Genomic DNA, 17,114 nt, shown 5'->3' with positions numbered 1-17,114 from the left:
GGAACGCGCCCTTGACTCACCTCGCGGAGGCACGACACTGACCAAGAAGCGGGCGGCCCCACGGTCACTTCACGAGGAACTCACACCACACGATCTTTCCCGGGTTCCGCTCCCCCACGCCCCACTTGTCCGCCAGGGCTGCGACGAGTAGCAGTCCTCTGCCGTGTTCCGCGTCCGCGTCCGGAGTCGGGTCCGGGCAGCCGACCTCACCCGGACCACTGTCGTGCACCTCCACCCGTAGAGCGCCCTCCGTATGCAGCACCAAGCGGAGGAGGAAACCACGGCCTGCGGGGACGCCGTGCAGTAGAGCGTTCGTCGCCAACTCGCTCACGCAGAGCAGAACGTCGTCGCCGCGCTCGGCCGCCGCCCAGTCGGTCAACGTCTGCCATGCGAACTTCCGCGCGAGCCGTACCGATCTGCGGTCCCGACGGTAGAACGCCTGGCGGGTGTGGGGGTGTTGGGTTTGCGCATTCACGAGGCCACTGTCACTGTGCGTCACTACAGTGGGGCAGTGAGTGAAGTCGTAGTTCTGATTACTACGAGTCCACTACGACAGATCGGCGTGCATACGGGGGAAAGGAACGGCCATGCACGAGGCACCAAGGCCCAAGAAGGTCGGTTCGTGGTACGCGGTCGGCGCGCTCGTCGCCCACTACCGCAAGAAAGCACGCCTCACCCAGGAACAGTTGGCCGAGATGGCCAACATCTCCGTCGACACGGTGAGGTCCATCGAGCAAGGGAGGCTTGCCCTACAGCCCGACCGAGCGGAACAGTTCGATGAGCTGCTCAACACCGGGGGCGCGTTAACGGTAATCGTCGCTCGGCTGCCGGTACGGGATCGGATCGTCCAGTTCGCACAGGGGCTGGTGGATCACGAGCAGGAAGCAGTAAGCGTCCTCTCGTACGAAAGTCTGCTCGTTCCAGGACTCCTCCAGACCAGGGACTACTGCCGAGCAGTGTTCGACTACCGCTATCCGGCGATCGGAAGCGAGAAGGCCGAGCAGTGGGTGAACGCCCGCATGGAGCGGCAGGCGATCTGGCAGCGGGAACGGCCGACCGTGGGCCACTTCATCTTGGAGGAGAGCATCCTGAGGCGGGAGGTCGGTGGTCCTGAGGTCATGCGGGCGCAGATTCGCCAGATCCTGGAGTACACCGAGCCCGCCCACATGAGTTTTCAGATCATGCCCATGAACAAGACCCCGCACCCTTGCCTGGACGGTCCCATGGTGCTGCTGGAGACCCCCGAGCACGAGCGGCTTGTCTACCTGGAGGTACAGCGCGCCAGCTTCCTCGTCGATGATCCCGGCGAGGTCAGCGATTACCACCTCAAGTATGGAATGCTGCGGTCCCAGGCCCTCTCACCCGACAAGAGCGTGCGCCTGCTGAAAGGACTGCTAGGAGAGTCATGAACACCGCAGCACTGGCATGGTTCAAGTCCAGCTACAGCGGCAGTGAGGGCGGCAACTGTGTCGAACTCGCCTACACGTGGCGCAAGTCCAGCTACAGCAGTAACGAAGGCGGCAACTGCGTAGAGGTAGCCGCCCACCCCTCCGCCATCCACATCCGCGACTCCAAGACCCCCACCGGCCCCGTCCTCAACCTCTCCCCCGCCACCTGGAACGACTTCCTCAAGGGCATCTAGCGTCAGAAGTTGCCCCCACCGAAGTCCCCGCCGCCACCGCCACCGAAGTCGCCACCTCCGCCGAAGCCACCCCCGTCACCGAACCCGCCCCCGAAGTCCCCGGAGTCGAAGTCGGTGCCGGATACGTCTCCGCCCTCGTAGCCACCGCCGCCGTAACCGGCCTGGTCACCGAAGTCGCCGTACCCGGCTCCGTAGTCGGCGGCGTACGTGGGCGTCGCCATCAGGCCGCCGAGCATGGTGCCGACGAGGAGGCCCGGCAGCAGGCCGCCGCCGAAGTAGCCGCCTGCCCAGGGACCGTAGGCGGGGCCCGCGTCCCAGTAGGGGCGGCGGCCGTAGTCGGTGTCGACCTCGCGGATCACCGGGTCGCGGCCGTCGGCCAGACGGGTGGCGTCCGCCGCGCAGACCGGGACCTGGCGGGACGCGCCGCCGGGCGGGGTCCAGGTGGCGTCGGAGACCGAGGGACCGTGGCGGGGGTCGAAGAAGCACGGCGGCCGGCGCTCCGGGAGCGGGCGGCCCTCGCGGCGGGCTGCCAGCCGGGCCAGGGAGAAGCGGCCGTCCTCCAGCGCCTCGGTCACCCCGCGTACGTCCTCCGGGCGCTCCGCCATGGCCATGCGCTGTTTCGCCGTGTCGTAGGCGTCGAGCGCGTGCTCGTAGTCGGCGCGCATGGCGTCGTCCGCGCCGGGGGCCGAGGGCTGGAAGTCGAGGCGGTCCAGTTCCTCGCCGAACGCGGTGATGTCCTCGTCCACGACCACCCGGAGCCGGTCCAGCGCGGCCCGCTGCTCCTCCTCCCGGCGGCGGCGGTTGCGCCGGACGAGGGTGTAGGCGCCCGCGCCGGCGATCACGAGGACCGCGGCCGTCGTGATCAGGGCCGTGCCCGACACGCCGTCGCCCGTGCCGCCCCAGCTCTTGGGGGCGTGCCCGCCCATGTTGAGCAGGGCGCGGTCGGTGAAGTCGGCCAGCTGGGTCTTGGCGTCCTCGCCCTGGACGCTGCGGACGAGGTTCTGCCGGGCCGTGGGCGACATGACGGAGGCGTCGGCGCGGGCGTCGAAGCGGTCGCCGAGGCGGATGCCGTACAGGCCGGTGATGCCGGTCGCCGCGCGCAGGTCGGTGAAGAGGCCCGCGGTGGGGTAGCCGGCCGGGAGGACCGCGATGAAGAGGGGTTTGTCCGCGCGTTTGATCCGGGCTTCGAGCGCCTCGGCGGTGTTGGCGGGCAGCTCGTCACGGGCCGCCGGGTCGACGTAGACGGGGCTCTTGCGCAGGGCCTGGGCGATCGTGGAGACGCTGGTCTCCGCGCTCGCCGGCGGCGCGTACAGGGTCGCCAGCACCAGGGCGAGGGCGGCCAGCAGCAGTGCGGGGAGGCTTCGGGTCCGTGGAACGGCCTTCATACCTAAAAATTACCCGAAACCTCCCCGAAGCGGGCATTCGCCCGTGACCGGATCAGGCGGCCCGGTAGGCCTCCGCCAGCTTTTCCACCGCCTTTCCGTACCGGCCGGTCAGCAGCAGGTGGTCCGCGTCGGCGAAGGGCTTGGACACCGCCTGGGTGAGGTGGCCGGCCGCCTTCTGCTGGACCAGGTGGCGGGCCCGGGTGACCAGGGCGCGGCCGGTCCGTGAGTCACCGTGGCGTTCGGCCGCCGCAGCCCGGGACGCCAGGGCGCGCAGGGTGGACGTACCGCCCCGCGGGGGCTCGGCGAGGGTGGTCAGGCCCCAGCCGTAGGGGAACTGCGGGTCGTACGCCGTGTCGCCGACGTTGATCGGCAGCTGGGATTCGGACTTCGGCCAGCTCACCGGGAGCTGTCCGGTGAAGGGGCGCTTGCCGTACAGCACGTCCGCGACGCCGTCGCCCTCGGTGCCGGGCAGCCAGGAGGCCACCAGGGCGTCGATCTCGTCCAGCCGGTCCCCGATGAGCTGGGGGCGGCCGGAGACGATCAGCACCGCGCACTCCATGGCCGCGCAGACCTTGTCCACGGCGGCCCGGTCGGCGGCGGACAGGGTGAGGTCGTGGCCGTTGCCCACGTCGCCGGCGCCCTCGGCGTACGGGGTCTCGCCGACGACGACCACGCCCACGTCGTGGCCGCCGGTCGGGGCCGAGGCGTCCTTGGAGTAGGTGACCTGGCCGCCCGCCTTGCGCAGGCCCTCCAGGATGGTCGTGCCGGGGACGATGTTGCCGGAGGAGCCCTGCCAGGTGACGGTCCAGCCGCCGGTCTGGTTGCCGATGTCGTCGGCGTTGGAGCCGGCGACGTACACCTTCTGGGTCTTCTTCAGCGGCAGCAGCCCGCCGGTGTTCTTCAGCAGCACCTGCGACTCGGCGGCGGCCCGGCGGGCGATCTTGCGGTGTTCCGGGGAGCCGATGGCGGCGGCGCGGGAGGTGTCGGCGTAAGGGTGCTCGAACAGGCCCAGCTTCATCTTCTCGGTGAGGATGCGGGCGACCGCGTCGTCGATCCGCTTGCTCGTGACCCGGCCCGCCCTGACCTCGTCGGCGAGCGTGGTACTGAACTCCTTGTACGAGTACGGCACCATCATCATGTCCACGCCCGCGTTCACCGCCGCGCGGACCTGGGCGGCCCGGTCGCCGGGGAGCTGGTCGGTGGCGTTGTAGTCGCTGATCACGAAGCCGTCGAAGCCCATCCGGCCCTTGAGCACGCCGTTGATCATGTCGCCGCGGGCGTGCATCTTCACCGCGCCCTTGCCGTCGCCGAGGTCCAGGGAGGAGTACGACGGCATGACCGTGCCGACGCCCCGGTCCACGGCCTCCTGGTACGGCGCGAGGTGGATGTCCTCCAGCTGCTTCCGGGTGACCGTGGTGACGCCCTGGTCGATGGTGTACGTGCCGGTGGTGGAGGAGCCGTACGCGGTGCCGCCGTCGGCGACGAAGTGCTTGGCCGTGGCCAGTACCTTGTCGTTCCGGCTCAGGTCCTTGCCGTTCGCGCGGCCCTGGAGGCCCTGGATCACCGTCTCCATGGACTCCACGAGGGCCGGGTCCTCGCCGTAGGACTCGTAGGCGCGGCCCCAGCGTTCGTCGCGGCTCACGCACAGGCAGGGCGCGAAGTCCCAGGGGACGCCGGTCGCGCGGACCTCGGCGGCCGTCACGACGCCGGTGCGGTAGGCGAGCTCGGGGTCCCGGGAGGCGCCGATGCCGATGTTGTGCGGCAGGATCGTGGCACCGGTGAGGTTGTTGTGGCCGTGGACCGCGTCGACGCCGTAGATCAGCGGGATCTGGTAGCGGGTGGCCTGGGCGCGCAGCTGGAAGGCGTCGATCATCCTCGCCCATGCCTCGGGGGTGTTGGGCGTGGGTGTGGAGCCGCCGCCGGACAGCAGTGAGCCGAGGGCGTAGGCGGTGATGTCGGCGCCCTGGCCGACGGCGCCGCGCTCGGCCTGGGTCATCTGGCCGGTCTTCTCCGCCAGGGACATCCGGCCGAGCAGGTCCGCGACCCGCTCGCGGATCGGCAGCCTGGCGTTCAGGTACGGCAGTCCGTGCGCGTCGATCACGACCTGCGGGGTGTCGGCGGGGGCCTTGGCGCCGGTGATCGTGAGCTTCAGGGGGATGGTCTCGGCGGGTTCGGCGGCGCGGTCGCGGCGGGTGGGCACCTCGATGGTCCGGGTGGTGCCGGAGGCGGTGCCGGCCGGGAAGGTGACGGTGCCGGAGACGGGGGTGTAGTCGGTGCCGGAGGCCGCGGTGCCGCCGGCCGTGGTGTAGGCGACGGTCACCGGGTCGGCGAGGGGGGCCTCGCCGGTGGTGGCGACCGACACCTTCACCTTCGCCGTTCCGCCCTCCTCGACCGGGTGGACGGGCGCGTCGGTGGTGACGGAGGCGCGCAGGGCCGGGTCCGCCGTGCCGTACAGCTCCACGCCGTCCATGGCGAAGTCGCCCTTGGCGCCGGGCGGGAGGGTGACGGAGTAGCCCCACATCTCCTTCAGACCCAGGATGTGGTCGATGCCGCCGACGGGCTGGTAGTCGGTGCGGTAGGCGAAGTCGGTGAAGGGGAGTTCGACCTGCTTCCAGCCGGTGAAGTCGTCGGTGAAGGAGGCCGTCCACAGTTCGGAGGCCTCGCCGTGGGCGCCGCCGTCCTTGATCTCGACGGTGATCTTCCGGCCGTTGTTCCGGCCGTCCCACCACAAGCGGATGCCCCGGTGGGCGGACCAGTCGTGGGCGGGGGCGGTGGCGGCGTAGTCGTGGGTGAAGCCGCCGTAGCCGCTGATGTCGTAGGTGCCGGTCAGGACCTTGGCGCCCTCGGGGGCGTCGGCGCGGTCGGCCAGGCGGAGCGCGGGCGGGTCGTCGGTGTCGCCGCCCCAGGCGAAGATGCCCTCGGCGGGCTGCCTGGCGAAGGGCACCTCGCCCTCGAAGCGGTCGACGGTGGTGACGGGCGGCTCGTCGGCGGCGCGGGCGGTGGCCGCCCAGGGCAGCAGACCGGCGAGGAGCGCGGCGGAGGCGAGCAGGGCGGTTCTTCGCATGGACCTTCCCTTGACTCTCACGGTTCACTCATGGACTCTCGTGGTTCACTCAGGGCTTAGCTCACGCCGTGAGTTAACTAGGGCCTCACACGCCCGTCAAGACGACCCGTCAGCCCTCACCCTTCCCCCGCAGAAAGGGCGACGCACATGAGGAGAACCCCCCGCGCGGTCCGGCTGCTGCTGGCCGGACTGCTCTCCGCCGCCGGATACGGCGTGGCCGCCTCCCCCGCGCACGCGGCCGGTGAGCAGGTCACCGCCTGGCTCACCACCACCGACGACCCGGCCGGCCGGCATGTCGTACGCGGCCTGGCGCCGCAGACCCCGTTCGCCTTCCAGTCCGGCGCGGGCGGCGGCGGCGAGAACATCACCGTGGACGAGAACACCCGCTATCAGACCTTCACCGGCGGCGGCGCGTCCTTCACGGACACCGCCGCCTGGCTGATGAACGGCAGCGGGGCACTGTCACCCGCGACCCGGGACGCGGCCATGCGCAAGCTGTTCTCGCCGACGGACGGCATCGGCCTGTCGTTCCTGCGCAACCCGATGGGCGCCTCCGATTTGGCCCGCTACGGCTACACCTACGACGACGTGCCCGCCGGGCAGAGCGACCCGGGGCTGGCGAAGTTCTCCATAGCGCACGACCTGGCGGACGTGGTGCCGCTGACGCGGCAGGCGCTCCGGCTGAACCCGTCGCTGACCGTGATGGCCTCGCCGTGGACGGCGCCGGCCTGGATGAAGGACAGCGGCTCCCTCAACGGCGGCTGGCTGAAGGCGGAGAACTACGGCGTGTACGCCTCGTACTTCGTGAAGTACCTCCAGGCGTACCAGGCGCAGGGCATCGACGTCCGGTACGTCACCGCGCAGAACGAGCCGACCTGTTGTTCCGGCTATCCGTCGATGAGCTGGAACGCGAGCGGACTGGCCTACTTCACGAAGAACGAGCTGCTGCCCAAACTCCAGGCGGCGGGGCTCGGCACCAAGGTGCTGGCGCACGACTGGAACTGGGACGTGTACGACTCCTACGCCGCCCAGACCGTGGACGACCCGGCCGTGCGCAGCCACCCCAACTTCGGCGGGATCGCCTGGCACGGGTACGGCGGCGACGTCGGCAAGCAGACGGCCGTGCACGACCGGTACCCGGCGCTGGACGCCTTCGGCACCGAGCACTCCGGCGGCACCTGGATCGCCAACCAGCAGCGCGAGGACATGTCCGACATCATCACCTACACGCGCAACTGGGCGAAGTCGGTGACCAAGTGGTCGCTGGCCGTGGACCAGAACATGGGCCCGCACAACGGCGGCTGCGGCACCTGCACCGGGCTGGTCACCGTGCACAACGGCGACGGCGCGAGCGGCACCGTGGACTACACCGTCGAGTACTACGACATGGGCCACCTGACCAAGTTCGTCCGCCCCGGCGCCCAGCGCATCGCCTCCACCGCGTCCACCGCCGTACCGAACGTGGCCTGGCGCAACCCGGACGGAAGCAAGGCGCTGATCGCGTACAACGACTCCGCCACGGCACGGACGGTCACCATCAACTGGGGCTCCCAGCACGCCACGTACTCGCTGCCGGGGAAGACCTCGGCGACCTTCACCTGGTCCGGCACCCAGTCCGGCGGCGGCGACCGGTCCGGGGCCCTCGTGGGACTGGCCGGCAAATGCCTGGACGTGGCGGGTGGTTCGAGCGCCGACGGGACGGCGGTGCAGCTCTACGACTGCAACGGCAGCGCCGCCCAGCAGTGGACCGTCCAGGCCGACGGATCGGTCCGGGCGCTCGGCAAGTGCCTGGACGTGACCTCGGGTTCGACGGCGGACGGGGCCAAGGTCCAGTTGTACGACTGCAACGGAACCGGTGCCCAACGGTGGTCGTACGACGCGGCCACGGGTGATGTGGTGAACACGGCGGCCGACAAGTGCCTCGACGTCACCGACAACTCCTCGGCGAACGGGACCCGGGTCCAGATCTGGTCGTGCACCGGGGCCGCCAACCAGAAATGGGCACTGCGTTAGGCGGGACATGCGACACACGGGGGCCGTGGCGGCGGGGATCGCGGGCGGGATGCTGGTACTGAGCGGCTGCTCGGCCGTCGAACTTCCGCTCGCCGGGGTGCGGGCCGCGCCGGACGGGACGCCGTACGCGGTGCTCCGGCCGTGCGGCGGCGACGACTACGGGAACCCGTCCCTGGACGGGTGGCCGCGCGGCGCCAACGACGGACCCGTCACCACCGGCTGGGACGTGCGGAAGGAGGGGCTGCGCGGCGCCGCCGACTTCCCCCTGTTCGTGCCGCCCGCCGGCTGGGCCGCCCGGCACCGGGGCCCGCAGCGGCTGCTGCCCCGGCACCACTACGTCCTGAGGTTCGGGCAGTACACCGGCGATGACTCCCGGACCGGGACGGTCGAGTTCACCGCCGAGCAGGCCGGGCGGCTGAGGCCCGGACAGGTGTGGGCGGACGGGCGGGTGATGAGCGGGCCGGAGTTCGAACGGCTCGCCGCGGACTCGTGCTGAGGCCGTGACGGTGTGCCGTGCTGCGGATCGGGCGGACGCGGACCAAGGTGGAGGGCATGACCACACCTCAGGATCTTTTCCTCGTCAGCCTGGACGTCCCCGGCGAGCACCCCGTCGAGCAGGGCGATCTGTCGCTGGCGCTGGCCGGGGCCGAGCTGATCGACCTGCTCGGCGCGCGGGCGCTCACCCTGGACGGCGAGCTCATCGTGCCGGGACCGGTGCCGGCCACCGGTGACCGGATGCTGGACGAGGCCGGGGCCCGGCTCAGGCGCGAGGAGCCGTACGAGACGGTCGCGGACTGGCTGTGGCGGCGCGGCGAGGGGCTGGCGGTGGCCTACTACGACGTGCTGGAGGCGGCCGGGCAGCTCACCGGGGAGCGGCGCCACCACTGGCTGCCCCGGCGCAGTGGCCGGACCAAGGCGCACGCCGACACCGCCGCCCGGCGCCACGCCACCGACCGCTGGGAGTCCCGCGAGCCGGTCCTCACCGACCTCGCGGCCACCCTCGGCCTCGGCGCCGACCGCCCGGCCGGGGACGAGCCCGAGGACGAGGCGGTCGTCACCGTGCTGATCGCGGTCGGCGACGCGGTCACCGAACTGGAGGCCGTACGCGAACGCCGCCGCATCGAGAACGCGGCGTTCGACAACATCTGGCGGGCGCCGTGAGCGCCCGGCGGGGCTACTCCGCCGGTTCCACGCCCGCGCGGAGCAGGCCGTAGGTGTAGGCGTCCTCCAGGGCCTGCCAGGAGGCGGCGATGACGTTCGCCGCCACGCCGACCGTGGCCCACTCACCGGAGCCGTCGGAGGTGGAGATCAGCACGCGGGTGGTGGAGGAGGTGCCGTGCTTGCCCTCCAGGATGCGGACCTTGTAGTCGACCAGCTCCAGCTTGGCCAGCTGCGGGTAGATCCGCTCCAGCGCCACCCGCAGCGCCCGGTCGAGGGCGTTGACCGGGCCGTTGCCCTCGGCGGTGGCGACGATCCGCTCGCTCTTGGCCCACAGCTTGACCGTGGCCTCGTTGGCGTGGGTGCCGTCGGGGCGGTCCTCCACGATGGCCCGCCAGGACTCCACGTCGAAGTACTTCAGCGGCTTGCCCTCGACCTCGGCGCGCAGCAGGAGTTCGAAGGAGGCGTCGGCGGCCTCGTAGGTGTAGCCCTTGAGTTCGCGTTCCTTCACGCGCTCGACCACACGCCCGACCAGCTCCCGGTCGCCGCCCAGGTCGATGCCGAGCTCCTTGCCCTTCAGCTCGACCGAGGCGCGGCCCGCCATGTCGGAGACCAGCATGCGCATGGTGTTGCCGACCAGCTCGGGGTCGATGTGCTGGTACAGGTCGGGGTCGACCTTGATGGCGGAGGCGTGCAGCCCGGCCTTGTGCGCGAACGCGGAGACGCCCACGTACGGCTGGTGGGTGGACGGGGTGAGGTTGACGACCTCGGCGATGGCGTGCGAGATGCGGGTGGTCTCGCGCAGCCTGCCCTCGGGCAGCACCTTCTTGCCGTACTTCAGCTCCAGGGCCGCGACCACCGGGAACAGGTTGGCGTTGCCGACCCGCTCGCCGTAGCCGTTGGCCGTGCACTGCACGTGCGTGGCGCCCCCGTCCACGGCGGCCAGGGTGTTGGCGACCGCGCAGCCGGTGTCGTCCTGGGCGTGGATGCCGAGCCGGGCACCGGTGTCGGCGAGGACGGTGGCGACGACCGCGTGCACCTGGGCGGGCAGCATGCCGCCGTTGGTGTCGCACAGGACGACGACGTCGGCGCCTGCCTCGGCGGCGGTGCGGACGACGGCCTTGGCGTAGTCGGGGTTGGCGCGGTAGCCGTCGAAGAAGTGCTCGCAGTCGACGAAGACCCGGCGGCCCAGGCCCTTCAGGTACGACACGGTGTCGCGGACCATCTCCAGGTTTTCGTCCAGGGTGGTGCGCAGGGCCAGTTCCACGTGCCGGTCGTGCGACTTGGCGACGAGCGTGATCACCGGGGCGCCGGACTCCAGCAGCGCGGCCACCTGCGGGTCCTCGGCGGCCGTGGTGCCGGCGCGGCGGGTGGCGCCGAAGGCGACCAGCTGGGCGTGGCGGAAGTCGATCTCCTGGCGGGCGCGGGCGAAGAACTCGGTGTCCCGGGGGTTGGCGCCGGGCCAGCCGCCCTCGATGAAGCCTACGCCGAAGTCGTCCAGGTGCCGGGCGATCGCGAGCTTGTCCGCGACGGTGAGGTTGATCCCCTCGCGCTGCGCTCCGTCGCGCAACGTGGTGTCGAAGACGTGGAACGAGTCGTCGAGCTCGCTGGTTGCCGTCTCGGTCATGGTCTCAAGACTCCTGTTATGGATCTTCGGTCTTACCGGAATGACCGGCTCCACCATCCCCCCAATCCTCCCGCGCGCTCCGCTCCCGGCTGAAGGTGGGCCGGAAAACGAAAAAACCCCTCGCGGGTGCGAGAGGTCTGCGCGCGGGTCGAGGACGACGATGGCCACCCGCACCTGGTCGTACGAGGTGGTCACTGCGGACCGGCGCGCCTGCTGCCAATAATCATGGCGAACGAGAGCACGGGGGCAGTCTGGCACAGCCCCGCCCCCGGCTCACCGCCCGTCTCAGGATGCGGTCGTCAGGCTGGACTCCCCGTCGCCCGCCCCGGTTCCCTCGCCGGCCTTCACCCGGGCCAGGTCCAGGTCCTTCGTCTCGCGCATGGTGACGTACACCACGAGGGAGACGGCGGCGCAGGCGGCCACGTACCAGTAGAAGCCGGACTCCATGCCGCCCTCCTTGAACCACAGGGCGACGTACTCGGCGGTGCCGCCGAAGAGGGCGTTGGCGATGGCGTACGGCAGGGCCACGCCGAGCGCGCGGATGCCGGTGGGGAACAGCTCGGCCTTCACACAGGCGTTGATCGAGGTGTAGCCGGTGACGACGACCAGCGCGAGCAAGGCGAGGCCCAGGGCGGACCAGTAGCCGTCCACGCGCCTGAGCAGCGTCATGATCGGCACGGTGAGGAAGGTGGAGCCGACGGCGAAGGTGATCAGCAGCGGGCGGCGGCCGATGCGGTCGGACAGGGCACCGGCGAGCGGCTGGAGGCAGGCGAAGACGATCAGCGCGGTGAAGGAGACCAGGGTCGCCGTCTGCTTGGACAGGCCCGCCGAGTTGGACAGGTACTTGGTCAGGTAGGTGGTGTACGTGTAGTAGGCCACCGTGCCGCCCATGGTGAGGGCGATGACGAGGAAGGCCTCCCGCTTGTGCTGCCACAGGGCGCGCAGGGTGCCGCGCTCGGCGCTGTGCGAGGTGTCCTCCGCGTACACCTCGGTCTCCAGCATGTTGCGGCGCAGATAGAAGACGACGGCCGCGCCGAGCGCGCCCACGATGAACGGGATGCGCCAGCCGTAGCTGTGCAGGGCGTCGTCGGACATGGTCCGCTGCAGGATGATCTGGAGGCCGAGGCCCAGGATCTGGCCGGCCGTCATGGACACGTACTGGAAGCTGGAGGCGAAGCCGCGCCGGGCCGGGTCGGACGCCTCGGTGAGATAGGTGGCGCTGGCCGCGTACTCGCCGCCCACGGACAGGCCCTGGAGCAGGCGGGCGACGAGCAGGACGAGGGCGCCGCCGTAGCCCGCGACGCCGTAGGTGGGGGCCACGGCGATGAGGACCGCCGAGGCCGACATGAGGGTGACGGTCAGGGTGAGTGCCGCCTTGCGGCCCTTGCGGTCGCCGACCCTGCCCAGCAGCCAGCCGCCCACCGGGCGCATGAAGAAGCCGACGGCGAAGATGCCGGCGGTGTTCATCAACTGCGCGGTGGGGTTGCCGCTCGGGAAGAACGCGCCAGCGAAATAGGTGGCGAAGCTCGCGTACACGAACCAGTCGAACCACTCGACCATGTTCCCCGCCGAGCCGACCCAGATCTTCTTCCAGTGTTGACGTCCCATGGGCCGGTACATGCCCGGAGCGGGAGTGAACGATTCCTGTGCGGCGCCCCGAAGGGGCGCGGGGAACCGCGCGAGCAACCACGACGGACCCGCGGCTAACCGACGAGCAGCGCGTCCGCGAAGAACTCCCGCACATGCGCAAGCACTTGCTCACGATCGGTACCGCGCAGCCCGATGGCCACATGAATCGAGAACCCGTCGAGCAGCGCACGCGTCCTCGTGGCGAAGCGGTCCGCGTCCACCCCCCGGAACTCCCCCCGCGAGACCCCCTCGGCGATCAGCGCGACCAGGTCCCGGTGCCAGGCGCCCTCGATCGCGGCCTGCCGGGCCCGCGCGTCGTCGTCGGCGTTCTGCGAGCGGTTCCAGACCTCCAGCCAGAGCGTCCAGTGCGGGTCCCGGTGTCCCTCGGGGACGTACAGGTCGACGTACGCCTCCAGCCGCTCCCGGGCGGTTCCCGGCCCGGCGAGCAGCCGGCCGCGCTCCGTGCCGAGCCGGCCCTCGCTCCACTCCAGGGTCTGCAGCAGCAGCTCGTCCTTGGAGCGGAAGTAGTACAGCAGATGGCCGCTGCTCATCCCGACCTCGCGGCCGAGCCCCGCCATGGTGAGCTTCTCCAGACCGCGCTCGGCGATCATGTCCATGGCGGCGGCGAGGACCTCCTCGCGCGGCGGCGCGTTTCGGCGCGCCCGGCCCGCACCGGCCATCTGCTGCTCCTGCTCCTCGGTGGGTCAGACCTTCGGCTGCTGCTGGGTGATGCAGTGGATGCCACCGCCACCGGAGAAGATCGTACGGGCGTCCACCAGGGTCACCGTCCGCTCCGGGAACAGGCGGCGGAAGATCCCCGCGGCGATCTCGTCGCGCGGGTCCTCGAAGCCGCACAGGACCAGGCCGCCGTTGCAGATGTAGTGGTTGATGTAGGAGTAGTCGGCCCAGTGGCCGTCGGCCTCCAGGACGGTCGGGGCGGGCACCTCGACCACCTCCAGGGCGCGGCCCCGGGCGTCGGTCGCCGACCTCAGCAGGCCGACGACCTCCTTGGTGACCTCGTGGTCGGGGTGGGCGGGGTCGGGCTGGTGGTGGGCGACGACGACGCCGGGGCGGGCGAAGGCGGCGACGATGTCGACGTGGCCGAGGGTGCCGAAGCCGTGCGGGGGGTAGTCGCCGGTCAGGCCGCGCGGCAGCCAGATCGCCTTCTCGGTGCCGAGGTGGGCGTGGATCTCCGCCTCGACCTCCGCCTTGGACCAGTGCGGGTTGCGCTCGGGGCCGAGCTGCACGGTCTCGGTGAGCAGGACGGTGCCCTCGCCGTCGACGTGGATCGCGCCGCCCTCGTTGACCAGCTTCGAGGCGTACGTCTTCGCGTCCGTGAGGCCGGCGACATACGCGCCGACCTTGGAGTCGTGCTCCCAGCGGGCCCAGTGCTGGGCGCCCCAGCCGTTGAACGTCCAGTCGACGGCGGCGAGGCGGCCCTTGCCGTCGGTGAGGAAGGTGGGGCCGATGTCCCGCATCCAGGCGTCGTCCAGCTCCCGCTCGACGGTGTCGATGCCGGGGCCGAGCAGCTCGCGGGCGTCGGCGGACTGGCCGGGGCCGCACACCACCGTCACCGGTTCGAAGCGGCGGATGGCGCGGGCGACGGACGCCCACGCGGTGCGGGCGGCGGCCAGGTCGGCCGGGTCGTCGAAGGTGGGGTTGGGTCCCGGCCACGCCATCCAGGTGCGCTCGTGCGGGGTCCACTCGGCGGGCATGCGGAAGCCGTCGGCGGCGGGGGTGCTCATGCGAGGAGGTCCTTAGAGGAAGTAGAGGCGGTTGAGGGAGACGGAGTCGGCCGGCTGCGAGCGCAGCGGCTCGCCGTCGAGGGTGACCAGGCCGGTGCGCTGGTCGACGTCCACCGCGCCGGTACGGGCGTTCAGGCGCAGGTCGGCGGGGCCGATGCCGCGGGTGCCGCGCACGGCGACGCGGCGGCGCCGGGTGGGCATCGTGTCGTTCCCCTGGTCGACGGCGGCCTGGGCGACGAACGCCACGGAGATGTCCGCGGCCGTGGCGCCGTACGCCCCGAACTGCGGACCGAGCACGAGGGGTTCACAGGTGTCGGTGGCCGCGTTGGGGTCGCCGACCACGCCGTACGCCGGGAAGCCGGCCTTCAGCACGAGCTGCGGTTTGGCGCCGAAGTACTCCGGGCGCCACAGCACGATGTCGGCGAGCTTGCCGACCTCGATCGAGCCGACCTCGTGCGAAAGGCCGTGCGCGATGGCCGGGTTGATGGTCAGCTTGGCCATGTAACGCAGCACGCGGGCGTTGTCGTCGCCCTCGCCGTCGCCCTCCAGCGGGCCCAGTTCGGCCTTCATCTTGCCGGCCATGGCGAAGGTGCGGCGGACGGTCTCCCCGGCCCGGCCCATGCCCTGGGCGTCGGAGGAGGTGATGCCGATCGCGCCGAGGTCGTGCAGCACGTCCTCGGCGCCCATGGTGCCGGCCCGGATGCGGTCGCGGGCCATGGCGGCGTCGCCGGGCAGGTCGGGCTTGAGGTCGTGGACGGAGACGATCATGCCGTAGTGTTCGGCGACCGCGTCCCGGCCGAAGGGCAGGGTGGGGTTGGTGGAGGAGCCGATGACGTTCGCAACGCCCGCCATCTTCAGCACGTTGGGCACGTGTCCGCCGCCGCAGCCCTCGATGTGGAAGGCGTGGATCGTGCGGCCCTCCAGCACCTTCAGGGTGTCCTCGACCGACAGGCACTCGTTCAGACCGTCGCTGTGCAGGGCCACCTGGACGTCGTGCTCCTCGGCGACCCGGAGCGCGGTGTCCAGCGCGCGGGTGTGGGCGCCCATGTCCTCGTGGACCTTGAAGCCGCTCGCCCCGCCCTCCGCGAGGGCCTCGATCAGCGGCGCCGGGTGGGAGGACGAACCCCGGCCCAGGAAGCCGATGTTGACCGGCCAGGCGTCGAAGGCGTTGAAGGCGTGGCGCAGCGCCCAGGGCGAGTTGACGCCCACGCCCCAGACGGGGCCGAACTCCTGCCCGATGATCGTGGTCACGCCGGAGGCGAGGGACGCCTCCATGATGCGCGGCGACAGCAGGTGCACATGGGTGTCGACGGCGCCGGCGGTGGCGATCAGCCCCTCGCCGGAGACGATGGAGGTGCCGGTGCCCACGACCACGTCCACACCGTCCAGGGTGTCCGGGTTGCCGGCCCGTCCGATGGCCGCGATGCGTCCCTCGCGGATGCCGATGGACACCTTGCGGATGCCCTGTACGGCGTCGATCACGACGACGTTGCTGATCACGACGTCACAGGTGTCGCGGACGGCGGCGGCCTTCAGGTGCAGTCCGTCGCGGGCGGTCTTGCCGAAACCGGCCAGGAACTCGTCGCCGTACTTCTGGGCGTCGGACTCGACGCGGATCGTCAGCCCGGAGTCGCCGAGGCGGACCCGGTCGCCGGCGCGCGGGCCGTGGGTGGCCGCGTAGGCGCCCGGGGCGATGTGGATCGACCGGCTCACCTCTCGTCCCTTCGAGCGGCTCATCGCTCCTCGTCTCCTTCCGGGGTCACTCCCAGGTAGCCGCAGGCGGCGGCCCTGCGCAGGGCCTCTTCCTTCGCGCCGGGCGCGTCCAGCGGCCCGTCCACCAGGCCGGCGAAGCCGATCGCGATCCGCTCGCCGCCGATCGGCACGAGTCCGACCTCCGCACTCTCGCCGGGCCCGAAGCGGACCGAGGAGCCCGCGGGTACGGCGAGCCGCATGCCGTAGGCGGCGCGGCGGTCGAAGTCGAGGCGCGGGTTGGCCTCGAAGAAGTGGAAGTGGGAGGTGACGGAGACCGGCACGCCGGCGGTGTTGGTGACGCGCAGCCGGACGGCGGGCTCGGGGTCGGCGTGCCCGGGGCCGGGCAGCAGGGCGCCCGGGCCGTCCGCGCCGAGGCCCCCGCCGATGGGGTCGGAGACGACCGCGAGCCGGGAGCCGTCGTCGAAGACGGCCTCGACCATCACCTCGGTGACGACATCGGCGACGCCCGGCAGCACGTCCTCGGGGCCGAGCACGGACCGGGCGGCCTCGATGGCCTCGGCGAGCCGTCTGCCGTCCCGGGCCGCCTCGCAGACGGTGTCCGCGATCAGCGCGGTGGCCTCCGGCACGTTCAGCCTCAGGCCGCGCGCCCGGCGGGCCCGGGCCAGCTCCGCGGCACCGAAGAGCAGCAGCCGGTCACGCTCGGTGGGGGTCAGTCTCACGACGCGGCACCTCCTTGTCCTCCACCTCGTCCACAGATTAGAGCACCACTCTAAACAGAGAAGTCGTGAAGTCGAAGGCCGACCCGACGATCCGTGTCGCATCTCATTGAACGTTGCTCTAATGCCGGGACGGCTGGTCCGGCGGGTATGCGAAAGGGGCGCCGGGCGACCGCGCGATCCCTACGATCCCGCGGTCGCCCGACGCCCCTTGAGCGGCACGTCGGACCTGGCGCTTAACCGACCTTGTGCATCCATCCGTGCTTGTCCTCCGTGAGGCCCCGCTGGAGGGAGAGCAGCGCCTCGCGCAGCCGCATGGTCACCGGCCCGGTCGAGCCGTCGCCGTGGGACCACTGGTCGGTCTTGGTCTTGACGTGGCCGATCGGCGTGACCACCGCCGCGGTGCCGCACGCGAAGACCTC

At 71.3% G+C, this 17,114-nt stretch carries 14 protein-coding genes and 1 pseudogene; 5 read left to right on the top strand and 10 right to left on the bottom strand.

Annotation, left to right across the window (positions count from 1 at the left end; genetic code table 11):
* Positions 1 to 64: 64 nt before the first annotated feature.
* Positions 65 to 475, bottom strand: a complete 411-nt coding sequence (locus ABD350_RS30600) for an ATP-binding protein (RefSeq protein WP_344352147.1) — start codon at positions 473 to 475, stop codon at positions 65 to 67.
* Between the two features lie 112 nt (positions 476 to 587).
* Here ABD350_RS30600 and ABD350_RS30595 point away from each other — a divergent pair, with 112 nt between their 5' ends.
* Positions 588 to 1,409, top strand: coding sequence for a helix-turn-helix domain-containing protein (locus ABD350_RS30595; protein ID WP_344352145.1), 822 nt, complete (start codon positions 588 to 590; stop codon positions 1,407 to 1,409).
* Complete coding sequence (locus ABD350_RS30590) at positions 1,406 to 1,642, top strand: DUF397 domain-containing protein (protein ID WP_344352143.1); 237 nt, start codon at positions 1,406 to 1,408, stop codon at positions 1,640 to 1,642. The genes ABD350_RS30595 and ABD350_RS30590 overlap by 4 nt, the downstream gene beginning before the upstream one ends.
* A gap of 2 nt (positions 1,643 to 1,644) precedes the next feature.
* Here ABD350_RS30590 and ABD350_RS30585 read toward each other — a convergent pair whose 3' ends face one another.
* Positions 1,645 to 3,027 (bottom strand): hypothetical protein, encoded by a 1,383-nt coding sequence (locus tag ABD350_RS30585; protein ID WP_344352141.1) that lies wholly within the window; start codon positions 3,025 to 3,027, stop codon positions 1,645 to 1,647.
* Positions 3,028 to 3,079: 52 nt separating this feature from the next.
* The gene (locus tag ABD350_RS30580; protein ID WP_344352139.1) at positions 3,080 to 6,091 is read right to left on the bottom strand and encodes a glycoside hydrolase family 3 protein; all 3,012 of its coding nucleotides are present in this window, start codon (positions 6,089 to 6,091) and stop codon (positions 3,080 to 3,082) included.
* Between the two features lie 147 nt (positions 6,092 to 6,238).
* On the opposite strand from ABD350_RS30580, the gene ABD350_RS30575 reads away from it, so the two are divergent.
* The 3 genes from ABD350_RS30575 to ABD350_RS30565 are packed head-to-tail and all read left to right on the top strand — an operon-like array spanning position 6,239 to position 9,265.
* A complete protein-coding gene (locus tag ABD350_RS30575) occupies positions 6,239 to 8,104 on the top strand; it encodes a lectin (protein ID WP_344352137.1) in 1,866 nt (621 codons plus the stop codon).
* Positions 8,105 to 8,111: 7 nt separating this feature from the next.
* Positions 8,112 to 8,600, top strand: a complete 489-nt coding sequence (locus ABD350_RS30570) for a hypothetical protein (RefSeq protein WP_344352135.1) — start codon at positions 8,112 to 8,114, stop codon at positions 8,598 to 8,600.
* 56 nt (positions 8,601 to 8,656) lie between these two features.
* The gene (locus ABD350_RS30565; protein WP_344352133.1) at positions 8,657 to 9,265 is read left to right on the top strand and encodes a GOLPH3/VPS74 family protein; all 609 of its coding nucleotides are present in this window, start codon (positions 8,657 to 8,659) and stop codon (positions 9,263 to 9,265) included.
* 13 nt (positions 9,266 to 9,278) lie between these two features.
* Here the strand turns inward: ABD350_RS30565 and cimA are convergent, their stop codons facing one another.
* From cimA to ABD350_RS30530, 7 genes and pseudogenes are all read right to left on the bottom strand, one after another.
* On the bottom strand, positions 9,279 to 10,889 hold the full coding sequence (gene cimA, locus ABD350_RS30560; RefSeq protein ID WP_344352131.1) for a citramalate synthase: 1,611 nt from the start codon (positions 10,887 to 10,889) through the stop codon (positions 9,279 to 9,281).
* A 285-nt stretch (positions 10,890 to 11,174) separates the two neighbouring features.
* Positions 11,175 to 12,497 (bottom strand): MFS transporter, encoded by a 1,323-nt coding sequence (locus ABD350_RS30555; RefSeq protein ID WP_344352130.1) that lies wholly within the window; start codon positions 12,495 to 12,497, stop codon positions 11,175 to 11,177.
* Between the two features lie 95 nt (positions 12,498 to 12,592).
* Positions 12,593 to 13,198, bottom strand: a complete 606-nt coding sequence (locus ABD350_RS30550; protein ID WP_344352128.1) for a TetR/AcrR family transcriptional regulator — start codon at positions 13,196 to 13,198, stop codon at positions 12,593 to 12,595.
* Between the two features lie 24 nt (positions 13,199 to 13,222).
* Positions 13,223 to 14,263 (bottom strand): agmatine deiminase family protein, encoded by a 1,041-nt coding sequence (locus ABD350_RS30545; protein ID WP_344352126.1) that lies wholly within the window; start codon positions 14,261 to 14,263, stop codon positions 13,223 to 13,225.
* Positions 14,264 to 14,275: 12 nt separating this feature from the next.
* Entirely contained in the window at positions 14,276 to 16,000 is a 1,725-nt protein-coding gene (locus tag ABD350_RS30540) for an urease subunit alpha (RefSeq protein ID WP_344352124.1), read from the bottom strand.
* Complete coding sequence (ureA, locus tag ABD350_RS30535) at positions 15,997 to 16,695, bottom strand: urease subunit gamma (protein WP_344352122.1); 699 nt, start codon at positions 16,693 to 16,695, stop codon at positions 15,997 to 15,999. Before ureA ends, ABD350_RS30540 begins: the two co-directional genes overlap by 4 nt.
* A 233-nt stretch (positions 16,696 to 16,928) precedes the next feature.
* Positions 16,929 to 17,114: pseudogene (locus ABD350_RS30530) on the bottom strand (branched chain amino acid aminotransferase); the annotation flags it as partial.

This window comes from Streptomyces nogalater, assembly GCF_039532885.1.
In the GTDB taxonomy this organism is placed as follows: Bacteria; Actinomycetota; Actinomycetes; order Streptomycetales; family Streptomycetaceae; genus Streptomyces; species Streptomyces nogalater.
This window is presented reverse-complemented; position numbering and strand designations above follow the sequence as displayed.